The following is a 15,410-nucleotide window of genomic DNA, read 5'->3' as shown; positions in this document are numbered from 1 at the left end:
TGTAGCCGCGATGATGTTTTTCGCGGTGCTCGCGTTGGATATTGCAGTGCCGGCGCTGGTTCTGGGTCTGATGGCATTGTCGACATGGCTGGTCTCACACGAGCGGCCAGTCGCCAAACGAGAAAGAAGGGCGACCGCATGAAGTGGTTCCTGATCTTCTGGGCCGGTCCGATTGTTTTTCTGGCGGGCTGGTACTGGCTTTCCTACTACGACATGAATTTCGGCATCTTCATGCTGACCCGACAGGTGCATGACCTGACGTTCCAGATTTACGGCAATGTTCTGGGTATTCCGCCGGAAACCATTCCGCCGCTGGTCGCGCGCGCCATTGTGGTCGACAGCCTGATCGTCTTCGCGATCCTGGGCTACCGCAAGCGCAAGGCCATCATCGCGTGGTGGCAGGCGCGTCAGGCTTCGAAGCCGTCGGCTGCCGTCCTCGATAGCAAGGATAGCCTGTCCAGGGCTCCTTGAAGGATAAAGCTCGCCGCTGCCGAATCGATGCGTTCGGCGCGCTTGGCGCGTGACACGTCCATCTCCAGAAGCGCCCGTTCGGCGGCAACCGTCGACAGTCTCTCGTCCCAATAGACGAACGGCAGCGCGGTCTTCTGCTCCATGTTGCGAACGAAGGCGCGTGTCGCCTGGACGCGCGGACCGGCAGAGCCGTCCATGTTCATCGGCAGCCCGATGACGAAGCCCGCGACCTTTTCCTTTTCAGCGAAGCTCAGAAGCACCTCGGCATCTACGGTGAATTTCTCGCGCTTGATGACCGGGCGCGGAGTCGAGAATCGCCGGCCGAGATCCGACATCGAAAGCCCGATCGTCTTCGTCCCCAGGTCTAGCCCGGCTATGGCTTGCCCCGGCCGAAGCGCTGCCGCCAGTTCCTCGATCGTCAGCACCGTCATCGTCGTTTCATCCCGTCAAAAGAAATTGAAGCTGCCGCCGCTTTTCTTTGTGGCTGCATCGGTTATGTCCATAACGATCGAAGCAGGCTTTTGCATCACATAATAAAAGGAGAAATTTCATGAAGATCACTTGGCTTGGTCATTCCGCTTTCCGCATCGAGACCGGAAAGGCGAAAATCCTCCTCGACCCGTTCCTCACGCACAACGCTTCCTTCGCCGGCCAGGACCTGAAGGACGTGACATCGGGCGTAACCCACATTCTGCTGACCCACGGTCACGGCGACCATGTTGGCGACACGGTGGCACTTGCCAAGGAGACCGGTGCGGTCGTTCTCGCCAACGCCGACCTTGCTGCATGGCTCGGCTCCAAGGGCCTGTCGAAGATCGAGATGGGCAATACCGGCGGCACGATCTCGCTTGGCGGTTTCTCCGCGACCTTCACCAATGCGCTGCACTCCTCTGCGCAGATCACCGAGGACGGGGTTTCCCACGCGCTCGGCAACGCCAACGGCCTGATGCTGCACTTTGACGACGAGGCATCGATCTTTGCCATGGGCGATACGGATATCTTTTCGGACATGGCGCTGATCAACGAACTGCACCAGCCTGATATCGGTCTCGTCCCGGTTGGCGACCGCTTTACCATGGGCGGTGCCGTCGCCGCACTCGCCTGCCAGCGTTACTTCAACTTCAAGACGGCGATCCCCTGCCACTACGGCACTTTCCCGATCATCGACCAGACGCCGGAGAAGTTCGTCGCCGGCATGGAAGGCTCGAAGACCGGCGTAAAGGCGATCAAGCCGGCGGAGAGCCTTTCGTTCTGATGCCTGCGCCCTCAAATCGCTTCGGTTTGAGGGCAGGAATTCTGCGCAATCGAAAATGCAGCCCGTTGCGCGCGGCGGACATGGCCTTTATAGCGATAGGAAAAATCCCATCCGGAGAATGCCATGTCCGTCGACCTTGCCACCGTTAAGCGCGTAGCGCGCCTTGCCCGTATTGCCGTCTCCGAGGATGAGGCAAACCGCATGGTCGGCGAGTTGAATGGTATCCTTGGGTTCGTCGAGCAACTGTCCGAAGTCAACGTCGAGGGTGTCGAGGCAATGACCTCCGTCACGCCGATGGCAATGAAGAAGCGCACCGACGACGTTACGGATGGCAACAAGGCTGCCGATATCGTGTCGAACGCTCCGGTCACCGATCAGAATTTCTTCCTGGTACCCAAAGTCGTCGAATAGGGCTTTTCCGCCTCGTTCCGACACCATTGCCATTCCAGATTTGAAGCGAAACATCATGAGCGAACTTACCAGCCTGACCATTGCCGAAGCCCGCACCAAGCTGCGCGCCAAGGAGATCAAAGCGACCGAACTGACCGAGGCCTATATCTCGGCGATCGAGGCGGCCAACGACAAGCTCAACGCCTATATCAAGGTCACGCCCGAAAAGGCGCTGCAGATGGCCGAAGCCTCCGACGCCCGTCTTGCCGGCGGCAAGGGCGGCGAGCTTGAAGGCATTCCGCTCGGCATCAAGGATCTCTTCGCCACCGAAGGCATCCACACCCAGGCCTGCAGTCACATCCTGGACGGCTTCAAGCCGCATTACGAATCGACCGTCACGCAGAACCTTTGGGACGACGGCGCCGTCATGCTCGGCAAGCTGAACATGGACGAGTTCGCCATGGGGTCGTCCAACGAAACCTCGCATTACGGCGCGGTCATCAACCCGTGGCGTGCAGCCGGTTCCAACCAGCAGCTCGTTCCCGGCGGTTCCTCAGGTGGCTCGGCCGCTGCCGTGGCGGCACATCTTTGCGCCGGCGCAACCGCGACAGACACCGGCGGCTCGATCCGCCAGCCGGCTGCCTTCACCGGCACCGTCGGTATCAAGCCGACCTATGGACGCTGCTCGCGCTGGGGTACCGTTGCCTTCGCATCCTCGCTCGATCAGGCCGGCCCGATCGCCCGCGACGTGCGCGACGCTGCCATCCTTCTGCGGTCGATGGCGTCGGTCGATGCCAAGGATACGACCTCCGTCGACTTGCCGGTTCCGAACTATGAAGCCGCCCTCGGCCAGTCGCTGAAGGGCATGAAGATCGGTATCCCGAACGAATATCGCGTCGATGGCATGCCGGAAGAGATCGAAACGCTCTGGCAGCAGGGTATCGCCTGGCTGAAGGACGCCGGCGCCGAGATCGTCAACATCTCGCTGCCGCACACGAAGTATGCGCTGCCGGCCTACTACATCGTCGCTCCCGCCGAGGCCTCTTCGAACCTCGCCCGCTACGATGGCGTGCGCTACGGCCTGCGCGTCGACGGCAAGGACATTGCCGACATGTACGAGAAGACCCGTGCCGCCGGTTTCGGCAAGGAGGTCAAGCGCCGCATCATGATCGGCACCTACGTCCTGTCTGCGGGTTACTACGACGCCTACTACATCCAGGCGCAGAAGGTCCGCACGCTGATCAAGCGCGACTTCGATCTGGCTTTCCATGCCGGCGTCGACGCTATCCTGACGCCTGCGACCCCGTCTTCCGCCTTCGGCATCGCCGACGAGGATCTCGCATCCGATCCGGTCAAGATGTACCTGAACGACATCTTCACGGTCACGGTCAACATGGCCGGCCTGCCGGGCATCGCCGTTCCCGCCGGCCTCGACCACAAGGGTCTGCCGCTCGGCCTGCAGCTGATCGGCAAGCCGTTCGAAGAGGAAACCCTCTTCAAGACGGCGCATGTGATCGAACAGGCCGCCGGCCGCTTCACCCCCGCCAAGTGGTGGTAAGCGAGCGGAAAATCAGAGACATGACCTTCGCCGACCACACCCTGGTCGGCGAAGTCGGTTTTACGGCTTGGAAATCTGACGCATTTGGATGCGCGAAGCGGAGGAGGTGACCATGGCATCGCAGATTGCAGCGCTTGTTGAGGCTTTCGACCATCTGGCCGCCGCGGATTTTGCGATGGGAGCCGAGTGGAAGGCCGTGCACGACATCTGCCAGGCGCACGAAGGCGAACAGCCGTTCGATTGGGGCCACGCGCTCTGTCACCGCATCGAAGGTGACGAGTGGAACGCCGGCTATTGGTATCGGCAGGCGGGCAAGCCGGTTGCTGCCGGCTCTTTCGCCGACGAATGGGCTGCCATGCGCCCGGCATTGCTGAAATGAAAACGGCGCCCTTGAGGCGCCGTTTCCTGTTCATCGGTTGTCGAGTTGTGCTCTGACGAGCCTAAGTCCCCGCTCGGTGATACGATAGGGTTGGCCCGTCTGCGATCTGATCGCCTTCAGCCGCTTCAGCTTGCGGAAGAGGTCGATGTCGAAGCCGGGGTAGATCCAGCCGTCGCGGGTGAAGCAACTGACGGTCTCGAGCTTTCTTCTGTCGTCGCGTTTGATTTCGATGCGGCCACCTTGGGCCAACAGGTGCAGGATGCGCTGCTCCGTGCGTGAAATGTCCATGGAAATGTTGATCCGGTCTTGCGCCTGAAACGGCGCACAAAAACGATCTGACGTCCGGGGCGGACGTCAGGGCTTCGTTTTTTTCGGGCCCATGCGCGCAAGAAAACTTGCGGGCAGGGCCTTTACCGGGTCTCTGATGACGAGCTCAACATGGGGATTTGATAGTCGGCCGTTTTTTCCGCGTCAAGCGTTCCGTCCGCGGCACTGTACAGGATAAGATCAGCTCTAGGTGATGCAAGGCTTTGAAACGGCCCGATTCGGTGTTTTACTTTTGTTGCCAGCGCGGAGGTTTGCTTGATCCATATTCGCAATGCCCATGAGGGAGAAGCAGAGCTTCTAAGCGAGATTGGGCTGCGAGCTTGGCAGAAGGTGATGGCGCCCATCGGCGAAGCGGATGCGATGGCGTCTGCTGCACGCAACGCTTTTCTGAATTTTGCGCAGACCCGTTGGCTGACGATCACCGTCGTCGAGTGGAACGGCCATGTTGCGGGCTGGGCCGCCCGCGAGGACCTGGACGAGAACATTTCCGACTTTTGGATCGATCCTTCCTTCACCGGCCACGGCTTGGGTTCCGCACTTCTCGCTTCGGTAGAGAAGGAGGTCGCGGAGCAGGGGCTGGACAAGGTCATGATGCAGACGCACGCCGAAAACGCCGAGGCGATCGGCTTTTTCAAGAAGCATGACTACGTCATTCACTGGCTTTCCATTGCCTATAATCCGAAGCTGGACCGCGATGTACCATCCGTCGGCCTGTCGAAATCGCTCACAACGGAAGGCGACGGCGCCTACGGCGGCTTCTAGAACAGGCCAAGCATCCTGCCGGCGACGCCCGAAATGATCGCAAGGACGATCAGGAGGTGAAGCATCGCAATGGCCATCAGAAGCGACCGGAAAGGCTCCTTGCGCGTCTTGTGACGCAGCAGCTGTTGTGCGGTTATCGCGCCGGGTGTGCCCGCAAGCAATGCGAATGTCAGCAGCGTCTTCTCGCTGATCCGCCGTTGGTCGCGACGTGCTGCCTGTTTATCCACGAAGTAGGCTGCGAACACGAAGGCATTCCACGCCGCAAACACTGCGATTAATTTCATGATCTCGGGTGATGGCATTGGCGGACTGTATCGGGCTTGCGGTTAACAACCAAAAAATCCCCCGCGGCGTCGATGCGGGCACGCGCAACGTGCTGAAAGCCTTGCACCGGAAAGCCATTTCCTTTACCTCACCACTTGAAAAGAACAGCTTTAAAAAGAGCATCTCATGACCCTTGTCGACGTTCGCACGCCTGATCCGAAACGCTTCATTCCCGGCGCCACTGGCGATTGGGAAGTCATCATCGGCATGGAAGTCCATGCGCAGGTGTTGTCCAATTCGAAGCTGTTCTCCGGCGCGTCGACCGAATTCGGCAAGCCGCAGAATTCCAACGTGTCGCTCGTCGATGCCGCCATGCCCGGCATGCTGCCTGTCATCAACGAGGAGTGCGTTCGCCAGGCAGTTCGTACCGGCCTCGGGCTGAAGGCGCAGATCAACAACCGCTCGATCTTCGACCGCAAGAACTACTTCTATCCCGACCTGCCGCAGGGCTATCAGATCTCGCAGTTCAAGGATCCGATCGTCGGCGAAGGCAAGATCGTGATCTCGCTCGGACCGGACCGTCAGGGCCAGTTCGAGGACATCGAGATCGGCATCGAGCGCCTCCACCTGGAACAGGACGCCGGCAAGTCGCTGCATGATCAGCACGCCACCATGTCCTATGTCGACCTGAACCGTTCGGGCGTCGCCCTGATGGAAATCGTCTCCAAGCCTGATATGCGCTCGTCGGACGAGGCGAAGGCCTACATGACCAAGCTGCGCTCCATCGTGCGCTATCTCGGCACCTGCGACGGCAACATGGACGAAGGCTCCATGCGTGCCGACGTCAACGTGTCCGTGCGCCGCCCGGGCGAAGGCTTCGGCACGCGCTGCGAAATCAAGAATGTCAACTCGATCCGTTTCATCGGTCAGGCGATCGAATACGAAGCCCGTCGCCAGATTGGCATTCTGGAGGAAGGCGGCACGATCGATCAGGAAACCCGTCTCTTCGACCCCAACAAGGGCGAGACGCGTTCCATGCGTTCGAAGGAAGACGCGCACGATTATCGTTACTTCCCCGATCCGGACCTGCTGCCGCTCGAATTCGACGACGCCTTCGTCAAGGCTCTTGCAGCCGATCTGCCGGAACTGCCCGACGACAAGAAGGAGCGCTTCGTGCGCGAGCTCGGCCTGTCGGTCTACGACGCATCGGTGCTCGTCTCCGAAAAGGCGATCGCCGACTACTTCGAGGCCGTGGCTGAAGGACGCGATGGCAAGATGGCCGCCAACTGGGTCATCAACGACCTGCTGGGCGCGCTGAACAGGATCGGCAAGGATATCGAGACGACCCCGGTTTCTCCGGCCCAGCTCGGCGGGATCATCGATCTCATCAAGGCCGAAACCATCTCCGGCAAGATCGCCAAGGATGTCTTCGAAATCGTGCTCGCCGAAGGCGGCGATCCGGCGGAGATCGTCGAATCCCGCGGCATGAAGCAGGTTACGGATACCGGCGCCATCGAGGCGGCTGTCGATGAGATCATCGCCGCCAATCCCGATCAGGTCGCCAAGGTTCAGGCGAAGCCTGCTCTCGCCGGCTGGTTCGTCGGCCAGGTGATGAAGTCGACCGGCGGCAAAGCCAACCCGCAGGCGGTTCAGGCGCTCGTCAAGGCGAAGCTCGGCATCGAGGAGTAAGGCCCGTGTACTTCGTGCGCACCGCCAGCGAACGTGATCTCGACAAGGTTCGCGTTCTGCTGGTTGAAGCGTTTCGCTCGGCTTATGCGGGGTTCTACGGCGAAGCGAAGGTGAGCGAGCTTATCGCCCACCTTTTTTCCCCGGCGGCGCTGCAGGCGCGGCTGGTGAAGAAGAACGCCGAGTTTCTGGTCGCCGACAACGGAAAGCATATCGGCGGCGTCGGCTATGCCGCTATGTCGGACGAGATGACGAAGACGGTCATGCTGCATTTGCTGTATGTTCAGCCGACTCTTCATCGGCAGGGCATCGGTCGCGAGATTTTCGCGGAGCTTGAGACCTGCTTTCCGGACGCTGAGATCATGCGTTTGGAAGTCGAGCCGAGGAACGACACGGCAATCGCATTCTATCGGGCGCACGGATTTGTCGATGCCGGTCGCAACGAAAACAATGGCCCCGGTCAATCCGGAATCGCGACATTGATTCTGGAAAAGCCGCTCGAAGCCCATTGATGCACTCATCATGACAATGATTCAGACGACCATCCGGGAAGCCCGAAAAGACGACCTCGCGGCCCTGATCGCGATGTTTGCCGCAGACGATATGGGTGGACACGGCGACACCGTGGCTACCGAGGCCCTTCCTGATTATCTCAGGGCTTTCGAGATCATCGCTGCATCGCCCGATCAGACCCTGTTCGTCTGCGAGCGTGCGGGCGAGGTGGTCGGCACGTTTCAGACGATCATCACGACGTCGCTCACCGGCCGCGGTTCGTCCGCAATGATCATCGAGGCGGTCCAGACGCGCGCCGACATGCGCGGCCAGGGGATCGGTGCATTCATGATCGAATGGGTGATCGCGGAGGCAAAAGGTCGCGGCATCAGGCTCGTTCAATTGACCTCGAACGCCGAGCGTAAGGATGCGCACCGCTTCTATGAACGCCTCGGCTTCAAACCCTCACATCTAGGCTTCAAGATGGCTCTTAAATGACCAGCTGTGGCTCTGGAATCACTGGACAATCACGCCTCCTGACGGCATAAGCGTTGGATCGAATTCTGGTCCCGCTCGCCCCCTTTGGCAAGCTCAAGGAAAAGACATGAAGAATCTCCTCCTGCAAATCTTCACCTGGTGGAACGGTCAGACGATCGGGACGCGTTTTGCGACCTGGCGTTTCGGCAAGCGCGTCGGCCAGGATGAATTGGGCAATGTGTATTACGAAGGCGGGATGTCTTCCTACGGTCTGCCGAAGCGCTGGGTGATCTACAAGGGTTATGCCGAAGCCTCCGCAATTCCTCCGGGCTGGCATGGCTGGATGCATCACCGCACCAACACGCCGCCGTCGCAGGAAAACTACGTCGCCAAGGAATGGCAGAAGCCGCATCGCGCAAACCCGACCGGTTCGTCGCAGGCTTACCGCCCGCCGGGCTCCCTCGTCGTTCCGGGCGAGCGTCCGCGCGTCACCGGCGACTACGATGCATGGACGCCAGGCAACTGAGCAGTCCGTTCGGCTCGGCTTTTGGCCACAATTGACCTTTACCCGCAGGTGGCCGCAGAGACTGCGGCCTTTGATTTTGACTTGCGGCGGAGACAGGTAGATATGAAGCTTTTCATGCGGAAAGACGTGCTGCGTGTCGCAGGCTTGGCCCTGGCGCTTGGTACGTCCTTCCTGCCGCAGGCGGCATCTGCCGCCCGCATCGAAAACGCTGTCGCCGTTTTCTCCGGTCTCGACAAGATCACGGGCCGTATCACCACCTTCGATGTTTACGTAAACGAGACGGTCCAGTTCGGCGCGCTGCAGGTAACGCCGAAGGCATGCTATTCCCGTGATCAGGCTGAGGCACAGAAGATCGACGGCTTCGTCGAAGTCGACGAAATCACCCTGGACCGCAAGATTCGCCGTATCTTCACCGGCTGGATGTTTGCCGACAGCCCCGGCCTCAACGCCGTCGAGCATCCGATCTATGACGTCTGGCTGAAGGATTGCAAGGCAACCTCCGACGTGCCGGCGCCGGAAGCGCCCAAGTAATTTCCTGAGAGTCTAGCGGGAATCAGAGTTCCAGATGCCGCGAGTCCATCGCGGCTGAGAGCATGTGCGCGTATTCGTCTTTCGGAACGTCGATCGCGCCGAAGGTCTTCAGATGTTCTGTCGTGAATTGCGTGTCGAGCAGGGTAAAGCCCTTCTCGCGCAATCGGTTCACGAGGTGGACCAGGCAGATCTTCGAGGCATTCGTCCTGCGTGAGAACATGCTTTCCCCAAAGAAGGCCGAACCGAGCGAAACACCGTAAAGGCCGCCCACCAATTCGTCTCCATCCCAGGCTTCGACAGAGTGGGCATGGCCCATCTGGTGTAGTGTGGAATAGAGCCGCTTGATCGTGTCGTTGATCCAGGTGCTCGGCCGATCTGTCGTCTCGGCGGCGCAGGCGGCGATCACCGCGTCGAAATCATGGTTGAAGCGGATGTCGAACGGCTTTTGGCGAACCGTTTTCGCGAGACTTTTGGAAACATGGAATTCATCCAGCGGCAAGACGCCGCGAAGGTCGGGCTCGACCCAGAAGATTTCCGGATCGTCTGCCGACTCGGCCATCGGGAAAAGCCCGATGGAATAGGCGCGCAGGAGTATTTCCGGGGTTATGCCTGGAGACTTCCTGCGCGATCCTGCCATCACATGTTACGCGGGCTTGCTGTTGGCCAGATAATTTTCCAGCCAGTGGATGTCATAGTCGCCGTTCGCGATGTCCTGGTTGTCGACCAGATCCTGGAACAGCGGCAGCGTCGTCTTGATCCCGTCGACGACGAATTCGTCGAGCGCGCGGCGCAGGCGCATCATGCACTCGACGCGGGTGCGTCCGAACACGATGAGCTTGCCGATCAGGCTGTCGTAGTAAGGCGGGATCTTGTAGCCCTGATAGGCACCCGAATCGATACGAACGCCCAGGCCGCCAGGGGCGTGGAAGTGCGTGATCGTGCCGGGCGAGGGCACGAAGGTGCGTGCGTCTTCGGCGTTGATGCGGCATTCGATGGCATGGCCATGGAAGTGCACTTCATCCTGCGTCACGGACAGGCCGCGGCCGGAAGCGACGCGGATCTGCTCGTGCACGAGGTCGATGCCGGTGATGGCTTCGGTGATCGGATGCTCAACCTGCAGGCGGGTGTTCATTTCGATAAAATAGAACTCGCCGTTTTCGTAGAGGAACTCGATCGTGCCGGCGCCGCGATACTTCAGCTTCTTCATGGCGTCGGCGCAGACCTGGCCGATCTTCATGCGCTGTTCGACATTGAGAGCAGGGGAGTTTGCTTCTTCCCAGACCTTCTGGTGGCGGCGCTGCAGCGAGCAGTCGCGTTCACCGAGATGGATCGCATTGCCTTCGCCGTCACCGAACACCTGAATTTCGATGTGGCGCGGCTTGCCGAGGTACTTTTCCATGTAGACGGCTTCGTTGCCGAAAGCGGCTGCCGCTTCGGTACGGGCCGTGGACCAGGCTTCGATCAGGTCGTCGGCGGACTTTGCCACCTTCATCCCGCGTCCACCACCGCCGGCCGTTGCCTTGATCAGGACCGGATAACCGATTTCGGCGGCTGTCTTCAGCGCGTCTTCTTCGGTCTTCACTTCGCCGTCCGAACCCGGAACGACGGGAATGCCGAGTTCCTGGGCGGTCGTCTTGGCGGTGATCTTGTCGCCCATGATGCGGATGTGGTCAGCGGTCGGGCCGATGAACGTGATGCCGTGCGCTTCAAGAATATCGGCGAACTTGGCGTTCTCCGACAGGAAGCCGTAGCCCGGATGGACCGCGTCGGCGCCGGTAATCTCACAGGCAGCCACGATCTGATGGATGTTCAGATAGCTGTCGCGCGAAGGCGGCGGGCCGATGCAGACGCTTTCGTCGGCAAGGCGCACATGCATCGCATCGGCGTCAGCCGTGGAGTGAACCGCCACGCAGGGGATGCCGAGCTCCTTGCATGCGCGAAGCACGCGAAGGGCGATTTCCCCGCGATTGGCTATGAGGATTTTCGAGACCATGACGCCCGCCTTATTCGACGACTACGAGAGCTTGGCCGTATTCGACGGGGCTGCCGTCCTCGACGAGGATTTCAGTGACCTTGCCCGACTTCGGCGCAGGGATCTGGTTCATGGTCTTCATCGCTTCAATGATGAGGAGCGTCTGGCCTTCCTTGACCGTCGCACCGATTTCGATGAAGGCGCGTGCGCCCGGAGCCGGTGCCATGTAGGCGGTGCCGACCATCGGCGCGCTCACGGTGTTGGCCGGGTTGCGGGCCGGTGCAGCAGCGGCAGCCGGAGCAGCAGCAAGTGCCGCGGGGGCAGCCGCAGGCGCGGCGTAGGCCGGTGCCGCGATCGGCGCCTGGACATACTGCGTGTTGCCAGCGCGCGAAACGCGGATGCGGAGATCTTCCTGTTCGACTTCGATTTCAGTCAGATCCGTGTCGTTGAGGATGTTTGCCAGATCGCGGATCAGCGCCTGATCGATACCGTTTTTCTTCTCAGCCATGAGTGTTTGCCCTGTCTTCTTTTTATGCCGTCAGATTCTTCAGCGCATTGAGCGCCAAGATATAGCTATATGGTCCGAAGCCGCAGATGACGCCCTTTACAGCAGGCGCGATCATCGACTTGTGGCGGAATTCTTCCCGCGCGTGAACGTTGGAGATATGGAGCTCTACAACCGGAATGGAAATAGCGCGGATCGCATCGTGAAGCGCAACGGAGGTGTGCGTGTAGGCGCCGGCATTGATTGCCACGCCAATTGCATTGTCGTTGGCCTCGTGAAGCCAATCGACGAGCGTGCCTTCGTGATTGCTCTGACGGAAATCAATCTCGACGCCAAGCTCTCGCCCGGCGGCCTTGCAATCCGTCTCGATGTCCAGAAGGGTCTTGCCGCCGTAGATGCCCGGCTCTCTTTTGCCCAGCATGTTCAGGTTGGGGCCGTTCAGGACCAATATTGTTTGCGTCATCGAATGTTCCATCAAAGGTGCGAGGGGAACCTATAGACTCACCAAGGGCCTAATGAAAGCCCTTTGGAAAAGCCAGCCGGAATCGCTCCATGTTTGTCCACATGGCTGAAACGCTTCGATTTTGGCGATTTGATGAGCGACGGCTCAGCAGCTCGTCTTGCCGCAGCTGCGCATGTTCTTCACCTTGGCTTCAAGGTCGTCGAAACCGACGGCACCCTGGACCAGTTCGTTGCCGATCACATAGGAGGGCGTACCGGTAATGCCGAGGCTCTGCGCGAGCTGGTAGGTCTCCTGCACGGACTTCTCGCTGGAGCTTTTTGCCATCTCCGCACGGATCTGCTTTTCGCTGACGCCGAGCGACTGAGCGACCTCGATTGCGCTGGCCTCATCGGCGCGGCCGTCGCTGCCGAGAAGCGCGATGTGGAATTGGCTGTACTTTTCAGGCGCAAGCTTACGGAAGGCGTCGGACACCTTGTGGGCTGCAACCGACTCCGGTCCGAGGATCGGGAATTCCTTGAGCACGAAGCGAACGTTCTTGTCCTTCTCGAGCATGCTCTGCATGTCGGCAAGCGCATGGCGGCAGTAACCGCAGTTGTAATCGAAGAACTCGACGATGGTGACGTCGCCCTTCGGGTTGCCGATCGTCATGTCATATTTTGCATCGAAGATCGTCGATTTGTTGTCGGAGATGGCCGCATTGGCTTTGACCAGTCGTGCCGCATCCTGCTTCTTCTGCAACGCATCCTGCACGTCAAGCATGATCTCAGGGTTCTCGATGAGATATTGCTTGATGAACTCGCCGAACTCCTTCTTCTGCGCATCGTCGAGAGCTGCGGCCGGGTAGGCGGCGGCGACGGAGGCGGTCAGCGCCAGCGCGGTGAAGATTTTTGGGAGAAGGGCCATTATATCCTCGTTCTTGGAAGCTATGTGCGTCGTTCCGGTCACCGGATACCATTGCCCGGTTAACAAGGTAGAGACGCGAAGCGGCAAATTACGGTGCCTCCCGCTGTCTTTAAACAGGAATTTTAGCATCCGTGCGTCAATCGCGGGATTGTGATGAACGGATTAATGCGGCAATTGTCGGGCCGCGAGCAACGCCAAGAGAGAAGCGAACGTGTTTTCCATTTCCAAACGCAGCGAAGTCGAGCCGTTTCATGCCATGGATGTTCTGGCGGAAGCGACAAAGCGGCGTGCCAGCGGTCACCCTGTCATCTCCATGGCGGTCGGGCAGCCGTCGCACCCCGCACCGCAGGCTGCGCTGGAGGCGACACGGGCAGCGTTGAAGGAAGGCAAGATCGGGTACACCGATGCGCTTGGCATTGCGCGCCTCAAGCACGCTCTTGCATGGCACTATCGCGACCGGCACGGGCTGGAGATCGATCCGGCCAGGATCGCGATTACGACCGGGTCGTCGGCGGGTTTCAATCTGGCGTTTCTGTCGCTGTTCGACGCCGGCGATGCGGTGGCGATCGCGCGCCCCGGTTACCCTGCCTACCGGAATATCCTCGGAGCGCTCGGCCTCAAGGTGATCGAGGTGCCGGTCACGGCAGAGACGCATTTTACGCTGACGCCGGAAAGTCTCGAAGCCGCTCAGGCGGAGAGTGGCGTGCGGCTCAAGGGCGTTTTGCTGGCGAGCCCCGCAAACCCGACCGGCACTGTCACTGGTCGCGAAGGGCTGAAGGCGCTTGCCGACTATTGCGCGGCAAACTCGATCGCCTTCATTTCCGACGAGATCTATCACGGCCTCACATTCGCCGGCGAGGAAACCAGCGCGCTCGAACTTACCGACGAAGCGATCGTCATCAACTCCTTCTCCAAATATTATTGCATGACCGGCTGGCGCATCGGCTGGATGGTGCTGCCGGACCGGCTCGTTCGGCCGATCGAGCGTGTCGCGCAGAGCCTCTACATATCGCCACCGGAGCTTTCCCAGATTGCCGCAGCGGCAGCGCTTGGCGCCGGCGCCGAGCTGGATGTCTACAAAAAGAGCTATGCCGCCAATCGGGAGTTCCTGATGCGCCGGCTGCCGGAAATCGGCCTTTCCATCGCGTCGCCGATGGATGGTGCGTTTTACGCGTATGTTGACGTCACGCGCTTCACCAATGACAGCATGGCTTTCGCTCGACGGATGCTCGCGGAGATCGATGTCGCCGCGACGCCGGGCCTCGATTTCGATCCCCTGGAGGGCAACAGGTCGATGCGCATGTCGTATGCGGGCTCTGAGGCGGAGATTGTCGAGGCGGTCGAACGGATCGCAGGCTGGTTGAAGTAAAGAGTTTTTTTCAACGAGCTGCGGCCGTTTCCGGAATCATTTTCTTAGCTTGCGAGGCTTAGGTTCCGGCCCGGCAATTTTCCCGGTCCAGCTGTGATACGAGCGCGAACAGCGTTTCCGATACTGGCGTCGGTACCGCTGCTACTCGGCCAAGCACGACGACCATTCCGACGAGCGGCACGATCTCCAGCGCTTTGCCTCCAAGCAGGTCCTGCAGCATCGAAGTCCGCACCGGACCGATCTGCCGGGCCTGTTCCAGCCGTTGCTCGACCGACATGCCGACATTGGCTCCAAGCGCTTCGCCGACCGCTTTGACTTCCGTCATCACTTTGCCGATCTGCGTGCGAAGAGCGTCGTCCGCCATCAGATCCGACATCAGCGAACGCGTAAGGGCGCTGATCGGGTTGAACGATGCGTTACCCATCAGCTTGCTCCAGATGTCGTCGCGGATGCGCTGCGATAGCCTAACGCCAATGTTCGACCGCACAAACAGCGACTCGATGTCCTTCAGATCCGCGCTGAGTTCGCCCGATGGCTCGCCGAGAATGAAATGCCCCTCATTGCTCAGTCTGATTTCTCCAGGCTGGCTGACTTCAGCGCCTTGATGGGCGACGCAGCCGACGATGCGCTGTGGCCCGACCAGCTTCCACAGCTTTCCACCCGGATCGAGTTCCTGGAACTGGCGCTCGGCATGGAGGCTGCCTTCACGGTGGAAGTACCACCAGGGGATGCCATTAAGGATCATCAGGACACGGGTTCCATCCTTGAGCAGGTGCGCCATGCCCTCTGCGGCCGGTCCGAGCTGGTGCCCCTTGAGGCCCGTGATGACCAGATCCTGCTTCGGGAGGGTTGAAGGATCGTTGGTCGCAATCACCTGCGCCGTTACCGGGACTTCTGCGCCTGCAGTGAAAAGTGTCAGTCCCTTGCGCTGGACTGCGTCGAGGTGGCTTCCGCGAGCAACGACGGACACGGTGATCTCGCTACCGTGCGAGGCAGCGAGCTTCGCCGCCAGCGCCCCACCGAGCGCACCCGCTCCGAAAACGCAGATATTCTTGATGGACATGAAGCATGCTCTACGCG

The 15,410-nt window shown here is 60.1% G+C and carries 22 protein-coding genes; 13 read left to right on the top strand and 9 right to left on the bottom strand.

The features are described 5' to 3' along the window. Window positions 1-138: 138 nt before the first annotated feature. Window positions 139-471, top strand: coding sequence for a DUF6105 family protein (locus QTL94_RS04865; protein WP_065694164.1), 333 nt, complete (start codon window positions 139-141; stop codon window positions 469-471). Here QTL94_RS04865 and ruvX read toward each other — a convergent pair. Beyond that, entirely contained in the window at window positions 408-902 is a 495-nt protein-coding gene (ruvX, locus tag QTL94_RS04860; protein ID WP_065694165.1) for a Holliday junction resolvase RuvX, read from the bottom strand. The genes QTL94_RS04865 and ruvX overlap by 64 nt on opposite strands. Before the next feature lie 119 nt (window positions 903-1,021). Here ruvX and QTL94_RS04855 point away from each other — a divergent pair, with 119 nt between their 5' ends. The 4 genes from QTL94_RS04855 (at window position 1,022) to QTL94_RS04840 (ending at window position 4,053) form a co-directional block, all read left to right on the top strand. Further along, window positions 1,022-1,726 (top strand): metal-dependent hydrolase, encoded by a 705-nt coding sequence (locus tag QTL94_RS04855; protein ID WP_065694166.1) that lies wholly within the window; start codon window positions 1,022-1,024, stop codon window positions 1,724-1,726. A 123-nt stretch (window positions 1,727-1,849) separates the two neighbouring features. Beyond that, on the top strand, window positions 1,850-2,137 hold the full coding sequence (gatC, locus tag QTL94_RS04850; RefSeq protein WP_065694167.1) for an Asp-tRNA(Asn)/Glu-tRNA(Gln) amidotransferase subunit GatC: 288 nt from the start codon (window positions 1,850-1,852) through the stop codon (window positions 2,135-2,137). A 55-nt stretch (window positions 2,138-2,192) separates the two neighbouring features. Next, on the top strand, window positions 2,193-3,674 hold the full coding sequence (gatA, locus tag QTL94_RS04845) for an Asp-tRNA(Asn)/Glu-tRNA(Gln) amidotransferase subunit GatA (RefSeq protein ID WP_065694168.1): 1,482 nt from the start codon (window positions 2,193-2,195) through the stop codon (window positions 3,672-3,674). Window positions 3,675-3,786: 112 nt separating this feature from the next. Then, window positions 3,787-4,053, top strand: a complete 267-nt coding sequence (locus tag QTL94_RS04840; RefSeq protein ID WP_065694367.1) for a hypothetical protein — start codon at window positions 3,787-3,789, stop codon at window positions 4,051-4,053. Window positions 4,054-4,083: 30 nt separating this feature from the next. Here QTL94_RS04840 and QTL94_RS04835 read toward each other — a convergent pair whose 3' ends face one another. Then, window positions 4,084-4,341 carry a YjhX family toxin gene (locus tag QTL94_RS04835; protein WP_065694169.1) on the bottom strand — a complete coding sequence of 86 codons (258 nt, stop codon included), beginning with the start codon at window positions 4,339-4,341 and terminating at the stop codon, window positions 4,084-4,086. Between the two features lie 294 nt (window positions 4,342-4,635). Here QTL94_RS04835 and QTL94_RS04830 point away from each other — a divergent pair, with 294 nt between their 5' ends. After that, on the top strand, window positions 4,636-5,142 hold the full coding sequence (locus QTL94_RS04830; protein WP_065694170.1) for a GNAT family N-acetyltransferase: 507 nt from the start codon (window positions 4,636-4,638) through the stop codon (window positions 5,140-5,142). On the opposite strand, the gene QTL94_RS04825 is transcribed toward QTL94_RS04830, so the two are convergent. Continuing rightward, a complete protein-coding gene (locus QTL94_RS04825; RefSeq protein WP_502944103.1) occupies window positions 5,139-5,426 on the bottom strand; it encodes a DUF1294 domain-containing protein in 288 nt (95 codons plus the stop codon). The genes QTL94_RS04830 and QTL94_RS04825 overlap by 4 nt on opposite strands. A gap of 11 nt (window positions 5,427-5,437) precedes the next feature. Here QTL94_RS04825 and QTL94_RS04820 point away from each other — a divergent pair, with 11 nt between their 5' ends. The 6 genes from QTL94_RS04820 (at window position 5,438) to QTL94_RS04795 (ending at window position 9,118) form a co-directional block, all read left to right on the top strand. After that, on the top strand, window positions 5,438-5,596 hold the full coding sequence (locus QTL94_RS04820; protein ID WP_158007300.1) for a hypothetical protein: 159 nt from the start codon (window positions 5,438-5,440) through the stop codon (window positions 5,594-5,596). After that, a complete protein-coding gene (gatB, locus tag QTL94_RS04815) occupies window positions 5,593-7,095 on the top strand; it encodes an Asp-tRNA(Asn)/Glu-tRNA(Gln) amidotransferase subunit GatB (RefSeq protein WP_065694172.1) in 1,503 nt (500 codons plus the stop codon). The genes QTL94_RS04820 and gatB overlap by 4 nt, the downstream gene beginning before the upstream one ends. A 5-nt stretch (window positions 7,096-7,100) precedes the next feature. Continuing rightward, entirely contained in the window at window positions 7,101-7,604 is a 504-nt protein-coding gene (locus QTL94_RS04810) for a GNAT family N-acetyltransferase (protein ID WP_289800784.1), read from the top strand. A gap of 16 nt (window positions 7,605-7,620) precedes the next feature. Next, window positions 7,621-8,082: a GNAT family N-acetyltransferase gene (locus tag QTL94_RS04805; RefSeq protein WP_289801053.1), complete on the top strand. Its 462-nt coding sequence runs from the start codon at window positions 7,621-7,623 to the stop codon at window positions 8,080-8,082. 106 nt (window positions 8,083-8,188) lie between these two features. Continuing rightward, the gene (locus QTL94_RS04800; protein ID WP_065694175.1) at window positions 8,189-8,587 is read left to right on the top strand and encodes an NADH:ubiquinone oxidoreductase subunit NDUFA12; all 399 of its coding nucleotides are present in this window, start codon (window positions 8,189-8,191) and stop codon (window positions 8,585-8,587) included. Window positions 8,588-8,689: 102 nt separating this feature from the next. Continuing rightward, complete coding sequence (locus QTL94_RS04795) at window positions 8,690-9,118, top strand: DUF2155 domain-containing protein (RefSeq protein ID WP_065694176.1); 429 nt, start codon at window positions 8,690-8,692, stop codon at window positions 9,116-9,118. 22 nt (window positions 9,119-9,140) lie between these two features. On the opposite strand, the gene aat is transcribed toward QTL94_RS04795, so the two are convergent. The 5 genes from aat to QTL94_RS04770 form a co-directional block, all read right to left on the bottom strand. Then, a complete protein-coding gene (aat, locus tag QTL94_RS04790; RefSeq protein WP_289800783.1) occupies window positions 9,141-9,755 on the bottom strand; it encodes a leucyl/phenylalanyl-tRNA--protein transferase in 615 nt (204 codons plus the stop codon). 6 nt (window positions 9,756-9,761) lie between these two features. Then, window positions 9,762-11,111 (bottom strand): acetyl-CoA carboxylase biotin carboxylase subunit, encoded by a 1,350-nt coding sequence (gene accC, locus QTL94_RS04785; protein ID WP_289800782.1) that lies wholly within the window; start codon window positions 11,109-11,111, stop codon window positions 9,762-9,764. A gap of 10 nt (window positions 11,112-11,121) precedes the next feature. After that, entirely contained in the window at window positions 11,122-11,598 is a 477-nt protein-coding gene (gene accB, locus QTL94_RS04780; RefSeq protein WP_065694179.1) for an acetyl-CoA carboxylase biotin carboxyl carrier protein, read from the bottom strand. Between the two features lie 22 nt (window positions 11,599-11,620). Further along, window positions 11,621-12,058, bottom strand: a complete 438-nt coding sequence (gene aroQ / locus QTL94_RS04775) for a type II 3-dehydroquinate dehydratase (RefSeq protein ID WP_065694180.1) — start codon at window positions 12,056-12,058, stop codon at window positions 11,621-11,623. A 144-nt stretch (window positions 12,059-12,202) separates the two neighbouring features. Then, on the bottom strand, window positions 12,203-12,961 hold the full coding sequence (locus QTL94_RS04770; RefSeq protein WP_065694181.1) for a DsbA family protein: 759 nt from the start codon (window positions 12,959-12,961) through the stop codon (window positions 12,203-12,205). Between the two features lie 211 nt (window positions 12,962-13,172). Between QTL94_RS04770 and QTL94_RS04765 the strand changes: the two genes are divergently transcribed. Next, a complete protein-coding gene (locus QTL94_RS04765) occupies window positions 13,173-14,330 on the top strand; it encodes a pyridoxal phosphate-dependent aminotransferase (protein ID WP_289800781.1) in 1,158 nt (385 codons plus the stop codon). 58 nt (window positions 14,331-14,388) lie between these two features. Here QTL94_RS04765 and QTL94_RS04760 read toward each other — a convergent pair whose 3' ends face one another. Beyond that, a complete protein-coding gene (locus QTL94_RS04760; RefSeq protein ID WP_289800780.1) occupies window positions 14,389-15,393 on the bottom strand; it encodes a ketopantoate reductase family protein in 1,005 nt (334 codons plus the stop codon). Between the last annotated feature and the right edge of the window lie 17 nt (window positions 15,394-15,410).

Source organism: Rhizobium sp. S96 (genome assembly GCF_030382195.1).
In the GTDB taxonomy this organism is placed as follows: Bacteria; Pseudomonadota; Alphaproteobacteria; order Rhizobiales; family Rhizobiaceae; genus Rhizobium.
Note: the sequence above shows the minus strand (reverse complement) of the source record. Positions and strands in the feature narration are given on the sequence as shown.